Source organism: Vibrio splendidus, from assembly GCF_001557875.1.
Classification (GTDB): domain Bacteria; phylum Pseudomonadota; class Gammaproteobacteria; order Enterobacterales; family Vibrionaceae; genus Vibrio; species Vibrio splendidus_F.
The window spans coordinates 113,833-133,095 of record NZ_LNRF01000002.1 but is presented as its reverse complement, the minus strand read 5'-3'; the positions used below and the strand labels follow the sequence as shown (position 1 = coordinate 133,095).

The following is a 19,263-nucleotide window of genomic DNA, read 5'->3' as shown; positions in this document are numbered from 1 at the left end:
ATTCAAAAGGACCATCTACTTCCAAGCTATTTCCTAGACGGGACTTTCTTAATCGAAAGCGTTAGCGTGAACTCAGCCATTGGCTCGTCACCATGCAAAGATGGGCAAGTCGCAATAATGGTTACAGGTTGGTTTACACGCTCCCCTGTAGACATGGTTTCTGCCAGCATAGTGTTGATCAACTCACCATCGTTACAAGTGAAATGCACATCGCCTTCCGGACGCTTTAAGAAGTTGCCCGTCACCTCTTTAAATGCCAACGAAATCTTTTCACCTTGCTGCTGAGATTTGCTCATCGCAAGAAAACCACCCGCCACATCAGCACCCACAGCCAATACGCCAAAGTACATACTATTAAGGTGATTCTTCGTTCGTCTTTTAAGAGGGATTTTGACCTCAACATGCTGGTTATCCAATGCGAGCAATTTTGGTCTGCATAACCAGATCAGAGGCACTTTGAAAAAACCAAACATGCTCAAGTAGAAATTTGCTTTTTGTAGAGGGGTCAACATTTGGATTGCCTAATCAATTCAGTCATCAGACCAGTTAATCGATTAGTGATGTGGATGTCAAAAAAATGTTACAAAAAAGAGATATCATCGCATAATGATATCTCTTTCATTCTCAAAGCTTTTTCGCTTCAAACAAACTGATACAGCACGTTGATTAATTAAAACAACAAGCTATTTTATGCAGTCACGACCGTTTCTACACCTTCAAGATCGGCAATGTAACCTTGTAGGCGTGGGTAATCCACTAAGCCTTGGGTCACTAGCAATACTGGCTTCTTCGCATGCTGTGTCGCTTTAACAATCATATCCAACAAGGTAATAACCGCCTCATTTTGAGGATCAAAAGCGTGTTGCTGAGCTTCATTATGCTTGTCTACACCTAAAGTGAAAGACGCTAAGCTATCAATGTTTACCACAACACCATCGAAGTAATGCAGTAATCTTTCGCTTAGTAGCACTGCAGACGGCACATCGCACGAGAACAGTACTTTCAAACCGTTCAGACCACGTGGTAGGCCTTGCTCGGCAAGCAGGTCGATAATCTTAGCGGCATCGCTTAATGCTCGTACATACGGTACAACCACTTCAACGTTAATACCCTGCTCTCGCAACGTTTTAATGACCTGACACTCTAAAGCGAAAGCCTTGCTGTACTCTGGTGTCGCATAACGGGCTACGCCGCGAATACCGAGCGCTGGGTTAATCTCTTCAGCTTCACAATGGCCGCCTAGCAGTGAACGGAAACCATAGCTATCCGCACTGCTTAATGCGATACGAACAGAAGTGTGATTTGCCTGAACAGCAGCTTGAATCGCAATCACCAAGGTCGAAACAAAATGCTCATCAACTGTTTTATCACCAAGGATCGCATTTAAAGACGTTTTATCGATATCAGTAAGTGTATCTAGATGACTTTCAATACTTGGGTGGTAGAAGACACGGTCCATTACCAATTCGGATAATGAAACGTATAAGTGGTTGGAATTATTATTATCGTTGTAAGAAGGCAGCACATCACCTAAAACAAGTTCTGGGTGCAAAGTGCTTTGATTTTCTTGAGTCATTGCTGCTCCAGCATTTTTATGTTGTGTTCAAACGAAAATACCGATAGCTGCCTGTTAATACAAGTGAAAAACCCTTATTTAACGCTGGCCTGCTGATAAAAATAAGATTATTAGCAATAACAGAGATAACTTTGACTTAAGAGAGTTTATTCCTCTGTTCAATTCCGTTATCTTAACCACTTCGCAATAGAATAAAAAAGCTATCACATGCCATTAAAAACTGATGAGTTGAGAACCCAAGCTCTGGGTCCTATGCCAACTCCTGCCGAACTAGGCAATGCACACCCTATTACTGACGACGTTGCTGAGCGCATTAAAAATTCTCGCCGCCAAATCGAAGATATCCTAACTGGTCGAGATAACCGCCTATTAGTTATCGTAGGCCCTTGCTCTGTTCACGATACAGATGCGGCACTTGATTACGCTGAACGTCTAAGTCAAATTCAAGACCAGTACAAAGATGAACTGTTCGTTGTAATGAGAACCTACTTCGAGAAGCCTCGTACTGTTGTAGGTTGGAAGGGTTTAATTACCGATCCTAACCTTGATGGTTCGTACGCTCTTGAAACCGGTTTGAACAAAGCACGTAAGCTTCTTCTAGATATCAACAAGCTTGGCCTAGCTACTGCGACTGAATTCCTTGATATGATCACAGGTCAGTACATTGCGGACCTTATCACTTGGGGCGCGATTGGCGCTCGTACGACTGAATCTCAGATTCACCGTGAAATGGCTTCTGCACTGTCTTGCCCAGTTGGCTTCAAGAACGCAACCAACGGCAACATCAAGATTGCTATCGATGCAATTCGTGCTGCACATGCTTCACACTACTTCTACTCGCCAGATAAGAACGGCCGCATGACGGTTTACCGTACTTCTGGTAACCCATACGGTCACGTTATTCTACGTGGTGGTGATAAAGGCCCTAACTTCGACGCTGAATCTGTAGATACTGCATGCAAGCAACTGGCTGAATTCGACCTACCTCAACGTTTGGTTGTAGACTTTAGCCACGCTAACTGTCAGAAACAACACCGTAAACAGTTAGAAGTTGCACAAGACATTTGTGAGCAAATTAAATCTAACAAGAACCAAATTGCAGGCATCATGGCAGAAAGCTTCATTATTGAAGGCAACCAGCCAATGACAGACATCAACAACCTAGAATATGGCAAGTCGATTACTGACCCATGCCTAAGCTGGGAAGATACTGCAACAATGCTAGACATGCTTGCAACAGCAATTAAAGATAGAAACTTAGCTTAAGGAAACAACACAATGCCATCATTTGACATTATCTCTGAAGTAGAAGCAGTAGAACTGCGTAACGCGGTAGACAACGCAAACCGTGAACTATCGACTCGTTTCGATTTCCGCGGCGTTGAAGCAAGCTTTGATTACAAAGATGAATCAGTAAAATTGACTGCTCAAGACGATTTTCAACTGAAGCAAATGCGCGATATCCTTCGTAGCAACCTAACAAAGCGTAATGTTGATCCTAACGCGATGGAAGCGAAGGCTGCTGACCAAACAGGTCGCACTTGGCATCAAACGGTTATCTTTAAGCAAGGCATCGAAACGGATGTCGCTAAGAAGATCGTTAAGCTAATCAAAGACAACAAAGTTAAAGTTCAAGCTTCTATCCAAGGCGACAAAGTTCGTGTAACAGGTAAGAAACGTGATGATTTACAAGCTGTTATGGCTCTAGTTCGCAGCGGTGAGCTTGGTCAACCATTCCAGTTTGACAACTTCCGCGACTAATTTTTGAGTTTGAGCGACCGCTTATTTCGGTTGCTCATTCATCATCACAATGTCGTGTTTGAAAAGCAGAAAGCCACTTCTTTATAGGAAGTGGCTTTTTATTTATCTGGTCAGTTTAAATCGAAGTTCCTAGCTGGTAATCAGCCAACTCAACTAAGTACTTTGCCCGCTGACAATTTTAGGTCTTTGCCGACCAACAGATTAAACTCTACGCTCGCTGGTGGAATAAAGACACACACTCGCAATTTCTCGGCTTTTGCTTGCTCAAGCTTAGTTGATAACTCTCCGCTATTAGCATAGCTCTCCCTTTCTGCATCTCGGCGGCACAGGTCTACAAATTCGAATGGACAATTACTCGGTGAAAGTACGAGCTCTGCCTCTTGCATCAAACGTAAAGCCTTCATAGACAGTAACTCTACGTCTTGCTCGAATTCAATCCAAGTCACCTGCCCTTCACTATCAACCCCTTCAGTCAGCGCTTGTTGGTAATGCGCCTCTAACTGCTCTCTATCACTCACCTGTTCGATGAAACTGGACGATAAAAAGCGCTCCCAAAATTTACGACGCTCATCGACAGTTGGAAATGACTCTTTGATCGAATTGCGTTTTGATGCACCGAAGTCTGCTATTAAGCCTATATTTTGTGGCAATACCGTTTCGAGTTTTTCTCTAATGTTTCTAACCAAAACAGGTGATGCACCGCCACTAGAGATGGCAATTTGGATTCTTCCGCGATTAATCATTGATGGCGTAATGAAGTCACAATAGGGTAAATCATCGACCACATTGACAAGAATACCCAGTTTTTTTGCATCATTATGTACTTGATGATTTAGGCTAGGGTTATCTGTTGTCGCCCAAACCTGCAGGTAATTTTTCGATATGATCTGTGATGAGTAAAAGTTTTGCACCCAGTGAAGTTTGTCTTCATCGATAAGCTGCTTTAAGTAAGGTGCAACCTTGGGAGACACTAAAGTCACATCAGCCCCAGCTCGCAGCAAGCTGTCGACTTTACGGCAAGCAACCTCACCTCCACCAACCACTAAGATTGGCTTATTTTCTACATCCAAAAACATTGGGAAATAACGCATGTTCTTCCTTGAGACTACTTCAATAACTATTCAGCCATGCTACCAAATTTGGAGCATATTCATAACTATCGAAGTGCAATAAAAATATTTATTGACCAAATTTCAATCTTTTTTAAGGTTAAAGCTCCATAACCGTGACATTCATTCAGAATATTTATCTAGTCGCCTATCAATATAAAACTCTAAATCTCGTTGCACCAACAGTGTGAACTGTTGCACTATTTACATTCAGTTAACATTTGGTCATTCTAAATGTGTTCGGATTTGTGATTTCATTCAAAATTCTTTTTAAATTATACATTTGTGAAACTACGGATCCTTTCCTAACCTTATAAACAGTTGTTTAAATCGCATACGGTTTCATTTGCAAAATGCAACTCGTTTAATTTGGGCAACAAGGTCATAGAAAACGCAACACATAAGAGACACTCAAACGAGCACGAGTATCAGGTGTCACCTGGTTAACAAGGAAGGATACAAATGACAAATAAACTAACACTTCTTGCTTCAGTAGTAGCTGCATCAACTGCGATGATGGCAACATCGGCATCAGCGGCAGAAAGCACTCTGGACAAAGTCACATCTCAAGGTTTTCTAACTTGTGGTGTAAGTACCGGTCTTCCAGGGTTCTCTAACCCTAACTCAAAAGGTGAATGGGAAGGAATTGATGTTGAGTATTGTCAAGCTCTTGCAGCGGCTGTACTCGGTGACAAGACTAAAGTTAAGTATGTACCTCTAACCGCAAAAGAGCGTTTTACTGCGCTTCAATCTGGCGAAATCGACGTACTATCTCGTAACACAACATGGACACTACATCGTGACACTGCTCTAGGTCTGAACTTCGTAGGCGTCAACTACTACGATGGTCAAGGCTTCATGGTTAAGAAAGAGCTTGGCCTAACAAGTGCTCAAGAGCTTGATGGCGCATCTGTATGTGTTCAATCAGGTACAACAACTGAACTTAACCTAGCCGATTACTTCCGCAACAGTGGCATGTCATACAAGCCAGTGGTATTCGATACAGCGGCACAAACATCTAAAGGTTTCGACGCAGGTCGTTGTGATGTGCTAACTACAGACCAATCTGGTCTATACGCACTTCGCCTAAACCTAGCTGACCCTAAATCTGCACAAGTACTTCCTGAAATCATCTCTAAAGAGCCTCTAGGTCCTGTTGTGCGTCAAGATGATGATAAATGGTTTAACGTTGCTAAGTGGACACTTTCAGCAATGATTAACGCGGAAGAATACGGCATCTCTTCTAAAAATGCAGACGAAATGCTTAAGTCAAAAGATCCAAACATCAAGCGTATTCTTGGCGTAGATGGTCCTAAAGGCAAAGGCCTTGGCATTCGTGACGACTGGGGTTACCAGGTAATTAAGCAAGTTGGTAACTACGGTGAGAGTTTTGAGCGTACTGTTGGTACAGGTTCTCCACTTCAAATCTCTCGTGGTGTAAATGCATTATGGAATGCGGGCGGCTTTATGTACGCTCCACCAATCCGTTAATAAATCTTCAAGCATCAATTAGGGCGGAGTTTTCCGCCCTATTTATTAAATGGATTTGAGGTTATAGTAGTATGAAACCTAATGAAACTATTTCTCCAGCTCAGGCAAAGCCACAGCCCAAAAGTGCCAACTTATTTTACAACCCCACTTTTCGCTCCATCATCTTCCAAATCATCGCCGTCGGGGCGCTTTGTGCTTTCTTTTACACGATTGTAAATAATGCACTCACTAACTTGGATTCCCGTGGTATCGCCACTGGTTTTGATTTTCTCTCCCAAGAAGCTGGTTTTGGTATCGGCTTAACACTGATTGAATACGACGAGACTTTCTCATATGGTCGTACATTCTTTGTCGGGCTTCTCAATACCGCTTTAGTTTCGGTGCTAGGCATCATGCTAGCTACGGTACTGGGCTTTAGTATGGGTATCGCTAGGCTCTCTTCAAACTGGCTGGTTAGCCGATTTGCAGCGGTCTACATTGAGATATTCCGAAACATCCCCCTTCTTTTGCAAATCTTTTTCTGGTACTTCGCCGTTCTGCAAGCTTTACCTTCTGCTCGCCAAAGCATGAGCCTAGGTGAAGCAATTTTCTTGAACGTACGTGGATTGTACTTCCCAGCACCAGTGTTAGAGCAAGGCAGTAGCATTGTCATCGGATCATTGGTTGTCGGTATTATCGCTACGTTTATTATCAACATCTGGGCTAACAACAAGCAAAAACTAACCGGCCAACAAACACCAATGTTGCGGATTGCTGCAGCGTTGATTTTAGGCTTACCATTGGTGACTTACTTTGTGATGGGCATGCCTATCTCTGCGGATTACCCTGTTTTGAAAGGGTTTAACTTCAAGGGTGGTGTTAGCATCATTCCTGAGCTTGCTGCATTGATGCTTGCTTTAAGTATCTACACCGCAGCGTTCATTGCCGAGATTGTTCGTTCAGGTATTAACGCCGTAAACCATGGGCAAACTGAGGCCGCAATGTCTCTAGGTATCCCACGATCTAGAACCCTCAAGCTTGTCATTATTCCACAAGCATTAAGGATTATAATCCCACCACTAACCAGTCAGTATCTAAACCTGACCAAAAACTCATCACTTGCGATGGCCATTGGTTACCCTGATCTTGTGTCTGTATTTGCAGGAACAACATTAAACCAAACTGGACAAGCTATCGAAGTAATTGCGATGACAATGGGCGTCTACCTGACCTTGAGCCTATTAACATCTGCTCTAATGAACATATACAACCGCAAAGTAGCGTTGGTGGAGAGATAAGATGAGTACACATCAATTTCAACCTGATCTTCCGCCTCCAGCGAATACCGTTGGCCCTGTCGGTTGGTTAAGAAAAAATCTATTTAATGGACCAATTAACAGCGTCGTCACTGTGGTTCTTGCTTACTTTGCTTTTACCCTAATATGGGCAATAGCAGATTGGGCATTCATTAGTGCCGATTGGATAGGGACAACACGAGACGCTTGTACTAGTGAAGGGGCTTGTTGGGTTTTTATTAGCGTTCGTTGGGACCAATTCATGTATGGCTTCTACCCAGAAGCTGAACTGTGGCGACCTCGCTTTTTCTACGCTACTTTAGCTATTTTTGTTGCTTTATTAGCGTATGAAAAAACACCTAAGCGTACCTGGATTTGGCTGTTCTTCGTAAACATCTATCCGTTTATCATCGCTGGTTTACTATACGGTGGTGTCTTCGGATTAGAAGTTGTTGATACCCATAAATGGGGTGGCCTACTGGTTACACTGATCATCGCACTTGTTGGTATTGTAGTATCACTCCCGATTGGTGTTGCACTTGCGCTTGGACGTCGCTCAGAGATGCCGATCATTCGCAGTATGTGTACCGTATACATCGAAATCTGGCGTGGCGTACCGCTCATTACAGTTCTATTCATGGCTTCAGTAATGCTCCCACTCTTCTTATCAGAAGGGACAGAAACCGATAAGCTGATTAGAGCACTTGTTGGGGTAGTACTATTCAGTGCAGCCTATATGGCCGAAGTAATCCGTGGTGGTTTACAAGCAATACCAAAAGGTCAATACGAAGCAGCTGATGCTCTGGGATTAAGCTACTGGAAAAAAACCGGGCTTATCATTCTGCCTCAAGCTCTTAAAATCACGATTCCTTCAATTGTGAACACCTTTATTGGTTTGTTCAAAGATACCAGTCTTGTTTTGATTATTGGTATGTTTGATGTACTAGGAATTGGCCAAGCCGCGAATACCGACCCTGAATGGCTCGGGTATTCGACAGAAAGTTATGTATTTGTCGCGTTAGTGTTCTGGGTGTTTTGTTTTGGCATGTCGAGATATTCGATATGGCTAGAAAACAGACTTCATACCGGTCACAAACGATAATTAACAAGATCAAGGACGTATTATGACGCAGCAGACAGAAAACAACTCTCAAGGTCTTATGATCGAGTTGAAAGACATGAACAAATGGTACGGTGAATTCCACGTACTTAAGAACATCAATCTAGAAGTTAAAAAAGGCGAGAAAATCGTTATCTGTGGCCCTTCAGGTTCTGGTAAATCAACAATGATCCGCTGTATCAACCGATTAGAAGAGCACCAAAAAGGTCATATCTTCGTTTCAGGTAATGAATTGACGGAAGATCTAAAGAACATCGAAGCTGTTCGCCGAGACGTCGGCATGTGTTTCCAGCACTTCAATCTGTTTCCACACCTTACGGTATTAGAGAACTGTACTCTCGCCCCTATCTGGGTCAAAAAGATGCCAAAAGAAGAAGCCGAAGCGATTGCAATGAAATACCTAGAGCGAGTTAAAATACCAGAGCAAGCAGACAAGTTCCCAGGTCAGCTTTCTGGTGGTCAACAACAGCGTGTAGCTATCGCTCGTTCTTTATGTATGAATCCTCAAGTGATGCTGTTTGATGAACCAACGTCAGCCCTCGATCCAGAAATGGTTCGTGAGGTGTTAGACGTAATGGTTGAGCTTGCAGAAGAAGGCATGACAATGCTTTGTGTTACGCATGAGATGGGCTTTGCTAAAGAGGTCGCGGATCGCGTTATCTTTATGGATGCTGGTGAAATCATAGAAGAGAACAACCCTGTCGATTTCTTTGAAAACCCACAATCAGACAGAACGCAGAACTTCTTAAGCCAAATCTTACACCACTAATGTGTTATGATGCATAAATTACAGAGGCGGCTTAGGTCGCCTCTTTGTTTTCAGTGGTATAATTAGTTTTCAAGATGATAAACAGCAACTCAGCGCTATAAGAATCGAACATCGAATCTTTGATACACTTTGAGAAATACTTTGTTACACCTTCAGAAACACTTAACCGACTATTTTGATTATTATTTTACGTATACAAGAGGAATGAAAGACTTGATTTTTCGAACTTTCACCCCCATAAATGTACTAATAACTATTGAAGTCACCTTACGAGGAAGATTATGAACAGCCCTATGTTTTCACGCACAGCATCTCAAGAAAGTGCTCTGCAAACCAATAAAGTGTTGCGTAACACCTACGCATTACTGTCTATGACACTACTTTGGTCTGCTGTTGTAGCAGGCGTATCCATGGCGATGAACCTTCCTCGCCCGGGTCTTATTATCATGCTTGTTGGCTTCTACGGCCTACTTTTCCTAACAGAGAAGAACCGCGACAACAGCATGGGTCTAGTCTTCACATTCCTATTTACGGGCTTCTTAGGCTACACCATCGGTCCAATCTTAAACATGTACGTTGGCGCAGGTATGGGTGATGTCATCCTAACTGCACTTGGCGGCACTGCACTGGCGTTTATGGGCGCATCAGCTTACGCACTAACAACTAAGCGTGACCTGTCGTTCCTTAACGGCATGCTATTAGCTGGTTTCGTAGTACTACTTGTAGGTATGGTTGCAAACATCTTCCTACAAATGCCTCTACTATCATTGGCAATGAGCGGTATGTTCATTCTGTTTTCGACTGGTGTTATCTTGCTTACAACGCAAAACATCATTCGTGGCGGTGAAACAAACTACATCTCTGCAACGATCAGCTTGTACGTATCAATCTACAACATCTTCATCAGCCTACTAAGCATTCTAGGCATCATGGGTAGCGACGACTAATCACTCCCATAACTGAAGAATATCTAGCCCAAGAGTCCACCTCTTGGGCTTTTTTGTATCTATAAGTGCGATATTTCTTTAGTTAGCTGCAATTTCTGTTGAGAAAGATAAACTTGGTCATGTACCCTACTCGCATAGTTAATTGGATTCTGGATTAAACATGTTTGAATATAACGGCAAGCAAATCGAAACCGACGCTCAAGGCTACCTATTGGATTACACCCAATGGGAAGAAGGTATGATTGAAATACTTGCTCAAGATGAAGCTATTGAACTTACGGATGCACACTTAGAAGTCATCCATTTTGTAAGGAGCTTTTACGAAGAGTTCAACACCTCACCAGCGGTTCGTATGCTAGTTAAAGCGATGGAAAAAGCGCACGGCCCAGAAAAAGGCAACAGTAAGTACCTTTTCAAGTTATTTAAAAAAGGTCCTGCAAAACAAGCAACCAAGCTCGCCGGTTTACCTAAACCAGCAAAGTGCTTGTAAAACCTAACCCGCTTTAGGTCATTAAGTTACGTTCAATAAATACTGTAGTGCTATAACTACAGTATTTTAAAGGCCCCTACGCGTACGTCCTGACGCTCACTATCTTTCACTTGATGCATCACTACGTTGTCTACTGTTGCGCTCGAAGGGCCAATATTGAGCCAAGCATGTAACTTCTCTATTTGCTGACTCTCTCCGACAGCTAATACTTCAACTCGACCATCATTTAAGTTCTTCGCATAGCCTGAGAGACCTAGACTTTGCGCCTGCCTACTGGTGTGATAACGAAAACCAACACATTGAACTACGCCTGACACGACAAAAATATATTGTGAACTTTCCATAACGTTGCCTCATAAATTATATGAATGATATAGTCGAGCTTCTATTCATTCACCGCTTATTGGTGGACTTACTTCGAGTATAACGATTATGAAAGAAATCCCATTTCGTTGGATTGACAAATATCTCATTCACCTAAAAATCCAAGAAAAGTTCTATCTACTCTTCTTATTGCCTCTTCTCGCCCTGGTTATATTAACTCTCGTTTTAGATAGTGCCGCGGACTCTTTATTAGCTCACCTTTATCAAGAAGAAATGCTCTTGATGAAAGGGCTTATCGAAGCGGGTCAACTCACTAAAGATCAAGTCGCTCAGCTTGTTAGCAGCTCTGAAACAATCTCTTTGGGTTACGGTGTTGGTTCTGTTTCAGTGATGAATGGTGCATTCAGCCTAGTTGCTAGCCATGACCAAAACCTTGGGTCTGCTCTGTCGACGACTCAGGTTTCTATCATCGCTGTAACCCTAACGCTTATCGCACTGGGTGTTTACTACATCATGACTTTCATTGGCGGTGCTATGTTCTCTATGAACAAAGCATTGAATACGCTTGCGAATGGCGACTTAACTTGCCGCATGAACTACTTCTTAGTTCGTGACGAGTTCAGTGAAATCGCGATTACAATCGATAAAGTTGCGGAGCGTGAACAAAACATGGTTCTATCAATCCAAGAATCTGTCGCTCTCATGCAACAGATCAGCTCAGACTTGAACCAGTCAACACAACAAAGTTCAGACATCTCAGGTAACCAACAAGAACACCTAAATAGCTTGGCAAGTGCAACGGAACAAATGGCAGCTACAATTCGCGAAGTCGCTACCCTTGCTCATGAGTCTAGTTCACAAACGATGGACGCTCGCGGCGTTGCTCAGAGCGGTCAAGTCAAGGTTTCAAATACATTGGAGTCTATCTCTAGCCTATCTCAAGAGATCCAATCCGCTTCACAAGCAGTAGAAGAACTGGATGCCAACGCGGCGCAGATCGATGAAGTAGTCACAACCATCAATGGTATTTCAGAACAGACTAACTTGTTGGCGCTGAACGCCGCTATCGAGGCTGCACGTGCCGGCGAGCAAGGTCGTGGATTTGCGGTTGTTGCCGATGAAGTTCGTGCCCTTGCCGGTCGTACTCAACAAGCAACGGTTGAAATCCAAAGTATGATTGAGTCATTACAACGTAACAGCCAGTCACTGACCAAGCTGATGGAAGTCACGGTAAACAATGCTAATGAAGGGCAAACACTGATGTCAGAAGTGAACGTCGAAATCGGTTCATTAGCGGAAAAGAACCAGTCTATTTCTGATAGCAGCACTCAAATTGCTACCGCGGCTGAAGAACAAGGCGTAGTAGCTGACAACATTGCACAGAGTGTTGAAGAGATTCGTCATCAGTCAGACAGCATCTGCGAGATGATCAGTAAGAGTAATTCCAACGTTGACCAACTTCGTAAACAAAGCGATACGATGGAAGGTTTGCTGACCGGTCTTAAAGCTTAATACTGTTCTCCAACCACTACGTGTTAATTAATCATTACTAGGGCTGCTTCTGCAGCCCTTTCTTATTTGCTTTTCACCTGTACTTCCCCGACAATACCCCTCCTTCAAAATCAACAAACAGAGTAAATTATGACTCCTTCAATTCATCTAGCTAAAGGCCGAGATAAATCACTACGCCGCAAACACCCTTGGGTATTTTCTCGCGGTATCGATAAGGTCGAAGGCGAACCAAAACAAGGTGAAACTGTAGACGTATATGCTCAAAATGGTCAGTGGCTTGCAAAAGCGGCTTACTCACCAGAATCTCAAATTCGAGCTCGTGTTTGGACATTTGAAAAAGAAGAGATCAACAAGGCGTTCTTCGTAAAACGAATTCAAGACGCACAGTCTTTACGAGAAGACATTATCGAACGTGATGGTCTAACGGGCTACCGCCTAACGGCTGCAGAGTCTGATGGCTTGCCTGGTATCACAATCGACAAATACCAAGACTTCCTTGTTTGCCAACTGCTAAGTGCTGGCGCTGAGTTTAACAAAAGCGTGTTGGTTGAAGCGTTAATTGAATGCTTCCCTGACTGTAACATCTACGAGCGTTCAGACGTGGCAGTTCGTAAGAAAGAAGGCTTAGAACAGGTTGTTGGCGTTCTTCACGGTGAAGAACCACCGAAGTCTATCGTGATTGAAGAAAACGGCGTTAAGATCAGCGTGAACATTATGGAAGGCCACAAAACGGGCTTCTACATGGACCAACGTGATAGCCGCAAAGAATCGATGAAGTACGTTAAAGGCAAAGATGTCCTTAACTGTTTCTCATACACAGGTGGTTTTGGCCTTTACGCACTGAAAGGCGACGCGAAGCGTGTTATCAACGCTGACGTATCTCAACTTGCTCTTGATACCGCTAAGTTCAACGCTGAACTTAACGAGTTTGATATCTCGAAAAAGCGCGCTGTATTCCTAAATGCTGACGTTTTCAAACTGCTTCGCGAGTACCGTGACCAAGGTACTAAGTTTGACGTAGTGATCATGGACCCACCAAAGTTTGTTTCAAGCAAGAACAACCTGACTTCAGGCGCTAACGGCTACAAAGACGTTAACATGCTTGCGATGCAAATCCTGAAACCAGGTGGTACTCTACTCACCTACTCTTGCTCTGGCTTAATGGGTACTGATTTGTTCCAAAAAATCATCGCTGATGCAGCACTAGACGCAGGCCGAACAGTGAAATTTGTTGAACGCTTCGAGCAAGCAGCCGACCACCTAACAGATACAGCCTACCCAGAAGGTTTCTACCTAAAAGGTTTTGCTTGTAAGGTGCTTTAATTTTAGTACTTTAAAATCTAGCTTTTATAGCAAAGCAGACGTATTAAAAAGGGCCTTTCGGCCCTTTTTTGTTATTGGTCTGGTAAGTTCACAAAGAGTTGATTAACCAAGTTACTCAAATCACTGCTTATCACACTGCCATCACCTTGAGCGTTCACAGAGTCAAACTGATTCCCTGTATTATCGAGTACAATCGTTTGTGTCTGACCACTGTTATTGGCACCTTCAGAAATAGTGATCACCAAATCTTTATCACCACCACCGTTATCCACCTTTTCGATAGCGATGTGTTCTAGAAGATCCGACATATTATTCTCAGTCGGTAGCAGTTGAGAGATATCCAAATGGTCTTCACCTAGAGCAAAGTCTGTAATCGTATCAACATCACCTTGGAACGGCTGATCAACCCATTTGAACAAGTCATCGCCTTCATCACCCGTTAGGATATCGTTACCAAGACCGCCAATCAGGATATCATCACCAGACTCACCTCTTAGATGGTCGTTTCCAGACCCGCCAATAACAATATCATCGCCACTACCAGCTCGGATATAGTCATTGTCAGATCCACCATCCAAGTAGTCATTACCAGAGCCACCTGAAATTAGGTCGATCCCTGACTCACCAAATATGAAATCATTCCCACTAGCGCCTTGAGCTACATCAGCCCAGTTTGGTGCCGAATAAGGTGACTTCAAATCACCATCTTCTGATGCTCCTTGATAAACATAACCGATACTACCTTCAACAAACGCTGTTGCAGTACTCTGAACAAAAGTGTCATTGCTCCCACTATCGCCCAACCAAATCACGTCGTTCCCAATCCCTGCTTCAACATGATCATTCCCTCCATACGTAACAATAGCATCAGCTAACATAGCAGCAGCAGGGAATGTCCATACTCCAAATCCATAAGACATACCATTCAAGGTAACGGTTGATCCGAATTGAACCGATATAGATGGAGTAACTCCAGACATATAGACAGCGTCGTTGTTATCACCTTCTACTGAAATAACATTACCAGAATTGTCTGCAATTGTGATATCTACGATTGCAGTATCACTATTCCCATTAACATCAACCGCCGTATAACTCACTTGAACTACATCACCACTGTTAAGGGAGGCATCAGGGATAAATAACACCTTACCATCAATAATGGACACAGTTCCTTGAGAAGGATTCATCAAACTAACATCTGACAAAGTGAGCTCTGACGTTAGCGCATGTGGATTATAATCGTTGGCGAGAACATCAACCAAGATAGGAATAAACTCTTCTGTCGTTGCAGAATCATTATTCGCGTCCAGAATAGGTGCACTAATATTGAAAGTTAACGTGCTGCTACTGGTATCGTGATCTAAATCTGACAGTTCATAGTTAAAGCCTAAAGAAATATCACTATCAACAACGGCAGCAAAGAACTGATAAGATCCTGAAGCCATATTCAATACTAATGTATGACTATTATCTATAAAGATAGATATCTCGCTGCCATCAATTGCTGTGCTAACTCCCGATTCGATACCTGATACAGATACTGTACTACCATCATAAGAAACTGTAACTCCACCATAAATAACTTGCGAAACATATCCACCGTCAGCACCAAACCCACTTATAGACCCGTTGCTCCCGTCGTTCACAACCTCTCCTGAGATAGGGTCAATAACTGACTGAAGAATAACAGGAGGTAACTGAGTAATATCAGGAACAACTACCGCACCAATTTCACTGTCCGTTGCACCGTTGTATGCGATATCCTCGAGGTAACCTATTGGAACCGCCTCACCCATCCCATAAGCAAGCGCAGTGATATCTTTAGATTCAACAAAGGTTTCCCATTCAGCTTTTTCAGTCGAACTTATCGTCCCACTAGAGTTTGGGGCGCCATCAGATAAGAAGTAAGTTAGGTTTGATGGGTTACCATCAACCTTACCTTGATCATCCCAGTGATCCATCGCAGCATCCAGAGCATTATCATAATAAGTCCCTCCACCTGCGGCTAAATTATCGATAAGATCAATCGCTTCATTCACGGACATCCAACTTGTGCCGCTTGCGCCATTCTGAGCATCTGAACTACCTGAGAATGTAACGATCTGCACTTGTGTAACACCCAAGCTTTGATACTCAGCTAGCAGTTGTTTAGCTGCGTCTTGCATGATCGACAGTCTTGACTCATTCGTAATTGAGCTTTGACCCGTAACTGAGTCCCAAGCCATAGAACCAGACACATCAAGGATAAGTTGTACATTTGCCCCGGCCTTCGCTGATGGTTGAAGATCGTTAATTATAGGCTGAGCTAGTGGCACATCGTCATCAATGACAAGTGAGATTGAGCCAGTTTCAGTACCTGCGTCATTAGTCGCTACGACCCCGATATCGACAGTCATTTCATCTAAAGTCGTATTGCCATCTAAGTGATCAATTGGACCATCAAAAATCACGGAATAATTACCAGCATCGTCGATGACCGCAGTTATGATCGCTGAGCCATTAGCGCTACCAATTAATGTTTGACCTTCATTCGAAGAGGACCAAGTAATGTCTTGTCCACCCGAAGTATAATTTTCTGAAGGTGCTTGCAAAATAATCTCGTCCGCATACTGGACATCTATATTTCCAGTAACTGTTTGCGCCGTTCCTGTATCTTCGGAAAAGTCTCTAGAAATATCAGTGACTATAGGTGATGGGGTCACGATCGAGTCAATTACAATAGTTACCTGAGCAGGATCACTTTCTAAATCTGTAGAGTCTTCCGCTTTATAATCAATTGTCTCTGTTACTTTAGCATCAACTACGTCTACACCTTTAAATGTAATGTTTGAGTTAATATTCGGATTAACTGAGCCGTTTTGAGTCGTAAAAACTCTGAGCTCGGTAAATGGCACAAAGCCACCATTACCGTCCGGGATAGTGACGTTAACTATAGCGTTGCCGCTACCGTCTATCGAAAGCGTATATTCATTACCAAAATCTGAAGCATTTTCGGTATTGAAGTTGAAAGTCCCCACAACATTACCAAATGCGTCTAATGCAACAACATTGATCTCACCATCTGCTCCACTATTGGCGTTGTAATTACCAAAAACGCTTCCAAACTCCAAATTAGCAGACACAATTTCGGCACCGCTATCACTAAAGTCGACAGAAATAAAATCTTTTGAAGTGACGTCTAATTCGCCATTTCCATTTTTGTTCGTTGAAACACCAAAGCCATCTTCTACACCCGCACCATCGTAATTAAGGTAAACGCCAGGGTTAGTCACTACATCAGTACCAACCGGACTGTTGCCAGTGTAAGTACCTGCAGAAATGGTGATCATGTCATTAAAATAACTGATTGAAGTACTGCCGTTTGATGTGTCTATTGACGATGCGAGATCAGCTGCGCTAAAGCTAAGTTGTTCCGCGACATTAGAATCGACAACATACTCAAAGTTATCTGTATCACCATACTCCTGACCTACAACAACCTCAGTTTTTGTCCCATCATCCGCGACCTCATACAAAGTGCCCCATATAGGATCACTTTCGACAATAACGGAAGTCTCAATACCAGCTGCATCATCTTCTTCATCACTCGTGTGAGGAGCAAAGTCTACTGAAGTTGCACAGTCGATTGTGTTTTCGGTGAAGTCTTTTACCACTGGCGCGTCGTTGATTTCGGTGACGCCGATGCTCACGCTGCCCGTTTGGACACTGTTCGCTTCGCCTTGTCCGTCATCCACGCTGTACGTGAAGCTGCCCACCGCATCGGTGCCGTTGTAGTCCGCTGGCGCGTCGTATTCCAGACCTTCTAACTCGGTCGTGGTCAACGTCATTCCGTTGGTCAACGCTGTGCCATCGGCCAGCGTCACGGTGCCTAAGCTTGGCAGACCCGTCACGGTGATCGTCAGGCTGTCGCCATCCGCATCCGTCGGCGCACTCAAGCCAAGGCTCGTATTTGTGCTCTCTTCCGCTACCGTAATGCTGTTGCTGTCCACATCCGGCGCGTCGTTGATTTCGGTGACGCCGATGCTCACGCTGCCCGTTTGGACACTGTTCGCTTCGCCTTGTCCGTCATCCACGCTGTACGTGAAGCTGCCCACCGCATCGGTGCCGTTGTAGTCCGCTGGCGCGTCGTATTCCAGACCTTCTAACTCGGTCGTGGTCAACGTCATTCCGTTGGTCAACGCTGTGCCATCGGCCAGCGTCACGGTGCCTAAGCTTGGCAGACCCGTCACGGTGATCGTCAGGCTGTCGCCATCCGCATCCGTCGGCGCACTCAAGCCAAGGCTCGTATTTGTGCTCTCTTCCGCTACCGTAATGCTGTTGCTGTCCACATCCGGCGCGTCGTTGGATGAAACAACCCCAACATCTACTGTGATGGTATCTGTACCACCTTGGCCATCATCAACAACAACTGTAAAGCTATCGCTGCCGTTGTAATTTTCGTCTGGCGTGTATGTCCAGTTACCATTTTCATCGACGACTACAGAGCCATTAGATGGTTCTGTACCTTTACTGAACGTTAACTGATCATTATCTGTGTCTGTTGCATTTAGGGAACCGTTGACTGGGGTATCTTCATCTGTAGTTACAGAAACATCTTCACCGACAGGTAGGTCATTAATTGGAGTAACACCGATATTAACGGTTATTGTATCTATGCCGCCTTGGCCGTCAGAGACTTCTACCGTAAAGCTGTCATTACCGTTGTAGTTTTCGTTGGGGGTATAAGTCCAATCACCATTTTCATCGATAACGACAGTACCGTTTGAAGGTTCTGTCGATTTACTGAATGACAGAGAATCACCATCTTCGTCTGAAGCCGACAAGGTTCCACTTACTGGCGTATCTTCATCTGTTATAAAAGATACTGTGTCACCAATAGCGTCATTATTTGAATCAACAAACAGTGGGTTAGTGTTTGGTTGAGCTACGGCAGGTTCAATGAGTGAACGATAAGCGTCAAGTAAGCTCAAGCTTTGAGTACGAGATAAGCCCAATGATTCGAAACCCGTAGTAACGAACTCTGTACCAGGGATGGTTTCTTCACCATCACGCTTGATAGTTCCGCTGTTCCCTAAACTAGAACCATTCTGGCCTGCAGCGGTAGCAAACTCTTCACCGAGTTCGGTTGGATCTTGGCCTTCTTCTAATGCAGCAAAGATATTTGCGATATCTTGGTCTAGTTCAACTTCACCATCTTCAGATGAGAAGCGCTTGATAGATACCTGAGGTTCATTGGTTCCGTCCTGGGATTCAAGAATGACATCCCCTGTTTGTAGTGGTTGGCCTTCTTCCAAGACTTTAATCGTACCATCTACCGAGATAACAATGCGCTGGCCAAGTGCTAATGCACCACCCAAATTCAATGTTGTCATGTCCATATAAACCCCTAAAAAAGCATTTCTTGTCATTAACGTCAAAATAGTGACATTATATTTATAATATTACTTAAAATATAACACCTATCGTCATATAATTCCTAGTTATGAATCTAGTATTTAACAACCCAAGTGACAAGGTAATGACGGTGATCACATCACACAACAATCTTAGTGCCGACAACAGCA

The 19,263-nt window shown here is 43.6% G+C and carries 15 protein-coding genes; 10 read left to right on the top strand and 5 right to left on the bottom strand.

What is annotated here, in order from left to right; translation table 11 throughout:
• Window positions 1-26: 26 nt before the first annotated feature.
• Both ATB74_RS08230 and ATB74_RS08225 read right to left on the bottom strand, forming a co-directional pair.
• Window positions 27-512, bottom strand: coding sequence for a PaaI family thioesterase (locus tag ATB74_RS08230; protein WP_017082222.1), 486 nt, complete (start codon window positions 510-512; stop codon window positions 27-29).
• Window positions 513-688: 176 nt separating this feature from the next.
• Window positions 689-1,576 carry a putative PEP-binding protein gene (locus tag ATB74_RS08225; protein WP_061017882.1) on the bottom strand — a complete coding sequence of 296 codons (888 nt, stop codon included), beginning with the start codon at window positions 1,574-1,576 and terminating at the stop codon, window positions 689-691.
• Between the two features lie 207 nt (window positions 1,577-1,783).
• Between ATB74_RS08225 and ATB74_RS08220 the strand changes: the two genes are divergently transcribed.
• Complete coding sequence (locus tag ATB74_RS08220) at window positions 1,784-2,842, top strand: 3-deoxy-7-phosphoheptulonate synthase (protein WP_060982093.1); 1,059 nt, start codon at window positions 1,784-1,786, stop codon at window positions 2,840-2,842.
• Window positions 2,843-2,854: 12 nt separating this feature from the next.
• Window positions 2,855-3,337 carry a YajQ family cyclic di-GMP-binding protein gene (locus ATB74_RS08215; RefSeq protein ID WP_004733632.1) on the top strand — a complete coding sequence of 161 codons (483 nt, stop codon included), beginning with the start codon at window positions 2,855-2,857 and terminating at the stop codon, window positions 3,335-3,337.
• Window positions 3,338-3,486: 149 nt separating this feature from the next.
• Here the strand turns inward: ATB74_RS08215 and ATB74_RS08210 are convergent, their stop codons facing one another.
• Window positions 3,487-4,428, bottom strand: a complete 942-nt coding sequence (locus ATB74_RS08210; protein WP_061017880.1) for a precorrin-2 dehydrogenase/sirohydrochlorin ferrochelatase family protein — start codon at window positions 4,426-4,428, stop codon at window positions 3,487-3,489.
• A 480-nt stretch (window positions 4,429-4,908) separates the two neighbouring features.
• On the opposite strand from ATB74_RS08210, the gene ATB74_RS08205 reads away from it, so the two are divergent.
• The 6 genes from ATB74_RS08205 to ATB74_RS08180 all read left to right on the top strand — a co-directional run bounded on the left by ATB74_RS08205 (window position 4,909) and on the right by ATB74_RS08180 (window position 10,537).
• Complete coding sequence (locus ATB74_RS08205; RefSeq protein ID WP_004733634.1) at window positions 4,909-5,937, top strand: amino acid ABC transporter substrate-binding protein; 1,029 nt, start codon at window positions 4,909-4,911, stop codon at window positions 5,935-5,937.
• Window positions 5,938-6,008: 71 nt separating this feature from the next.
• Window positions 6,009-7,214 (top strand): amino acid ABC transporter permease, encoded by a 1,206-nt coding sequence (locus tag ATB74_RS08200; RefSeq protein WP_060982095.1) that lies wholly within the window; start codon window positions 6,009-6,011, stop codon window positions 7,212-7,214.
• A gap of 1 nt (window position 7,215) precedes the next feature.
• On the top strand, window positions 7,216-8,313 hold the full coding sequence (locus ATB74_RS08195) for an amino acid ABC transporter permease (protein ID WP_060982096.1): 1,098 nt from the start codon (window positions 7,216-7,218) through the stop codon (window positions 8,311-8,313).
• Between the two features lie 22 nt (window positions 8,314-8,335).
• Window positions 8,336-9,100, top strand: coding sequence for an amino acid ABC transporter ATP-binding protein (locus tag ATB74_RS08190; RefSeq protein ID WP_017059704.1), 765 nt, complete (start codon window positions 8,336-8,338; stop codon window positions 9,098-9,100).
• A 281-nt stretch (window positions 9,101-9,381) separates the two neighbouring features.
• Entirely contained in the window at window positions 9,382-10,047 is a 666-nt protein-coding gene (locus tag ATB74_RS08185) for a Bax inhibitor-1/YccA family protein (RefSeq protein ID WP_017057206.1), read from the top strand.
• A 160-nt stretch (window positions 10,048-10,207) separates the two neighbouring features.
• Entirely contained in the window at window positions 10,208-10,537 is a 330-nt protein-coding gene (locus tag ATB74_RS08180; RefSeq protein ID WP_060982097.1) for a TusE/DsrC/DsvC family sulfur relay protein, read from the top strand.
• 56 nt (window positions 10,538-10,593) lie between these two features.
• Here the strand turns inward: ATB74_RS08180 and yccX are convergent, their stop codons facing one another.
• Window positions 10,594-10,881, bottom strand: coding sequence for an acylphosphatase (gene yccX, locus ATB74_RS08175; protein ID WP_060982098.1), 288 nt, complete (start codon window positions 10,879-10,881; stop codon window positions 10,594-10,596).
• An 88-nt stretch (window positions 10,882-10,969) separates the two neighbouring features.
• On the opposite strand from yccX, the gene ATB74_RS08170 reads away from it, so the two are divergent.
• On the top strand, window positions 10,970-12,373 hold the full coding sequence (locus tag ATB74_RS08170; RefSeq protein WP_061017878.1) for a methyl-accepting chemotaxis protein: 1,404 nt from the start codon (window positions 10,970-10,972) through the stop codon (window positions 12,371-12,373).
• A gap of 129 nt (window positions 12,374-12,502) precedes the next feature.
• On the top strand, window positions 12,503-13,696 hold the full coding sequence (locus ATB74_RS08165; protein ID WP_017059708.1) for a class I SAM-dependent methyltransferase: 1,194 nt from the start codon (window positions 12,503-12,505) through the stop codon (window positions 13,694-13,696).
• A 71-nt stretch (window positions 13,697-13,767) separates the two neighbouring features.
• Here ATB74_RS08165 and ATB74_RS08160 read toward each other — a convergent pair whose 3' ends face one another.
• Entirely contained in the window at window positions 13,768-19,077 is a 5,310-nt protein-coding gene (locus tag ATB74_RS08160) for an Ig-like domain-containing protein (protein WP_061017876.1), read from the bottom strand.
• Window positions 19,078-19,263 lie beyond the last annotated feature (186 nt).

Bases quoted from the DNA above. Each gene is read 5' to 3' on its own strand.
- ATB74_RS08170 (WP_061017878.1), top strand. From the start codon at position 10,970: ATGAAAGAAATCCCATTTCGTTGGATTGACAAATATCTCATTCACCTA.
- ATB74_RS08220 (WP_060982093.1), top strand. From the start codon at position 1,784: ATGCCATTAAAAACTGATGAGTTGAGAACCCAAGCTCTGGGTCCTATG.
- yccX (WP_060982098.1), bottom strand. From the start codon at position 10,881: ATGGAAAGTTCACAATATATTTTTGTCGTGTCAGGCGTAGTTCAATGT.
- ATB74_RS08200 (WP_060982095.1), top strand. From the start codon at position 6,009: ATGAAACCTAATGAAACTATTTCTCCAGCTCAGGCAAAGCCACAGCCC.
- ATB74_RS08215 (WP_004733632.1), top strand. From the start codon at position 2,855: ATGCCATCATTTGACATTATCTCTGAAGTAGAAGCAGTAGAACTGCGT.
- ATB74_RS08225 (WP_061017882.1), bottom strand. From the start codon at position 1,576: ATGACTCAAGAAAATCAAAGCACTTTGCACCCAGAACTTGTTTTAGGT.
- ATB74_RS08210 (WP_061017880.1), bottom strand. From the start codon at position 4,428: ATGCGTTATTTCCCAATGTTTTTGGATGTAGAAAATAAGCCAATCTTA.
- ATB74_RS08190 (WP_017059704.1), top strand. From the start codon at position 8,336: ATGACGCAGCAGACAGAAAACAACTCTCAAGGTCTTATGATCGAGTTG.
- ATB74_RS08230 (WP_017082222.1), bottom strand. From the start codon at position 512: ATGTTGACCCCTCTACAAAAAGCAAATTTCTACTTGAGCATGTTTGGT.
- ATB74_RS08185 (WP_017057206.1), top strand. From the start codon at position 9,382: ATGAACAGCCCTATGTTTTCACGCACAGCATCTCAAGAAAGTGCTCTG.
- ATB74_RS08195 (WP_060982096.1), top strand. From the start codon at position 7,216: ATGAGTACACATCAATTTCAACCTGATCTTCCGCCTCCAGCGAATACC.
- ATB74_RS08160 (WP_061017876.1), bottom strand. From the start codon at position 19,077: ATGGACATGACAACATTGAATTTGGGTGGTGCATTAGCACTTGGCCAG.
- ATB74_RS08180 (WP_060982097.1), top strand. From the start codon at position 10,208: ATGTTTGAATATAACGGCAAGCAAATCGAAACCGACGCTCAAGGCTAC.
- ATB74_RS08205 (WP_004733634.1), top strand. From the start codon at position 4,909: ATGACAAATAAACTAACACTTCTTGCTTCAGTAGTAGCTGCATCAACT.
- ATB74_RS08165 (WP_017059708.1), top strand. From the start codon at position 12,503: ATGACTCCTTCAATTCATCTAGCTAAAGGCCGAGATAAATCACTACGC.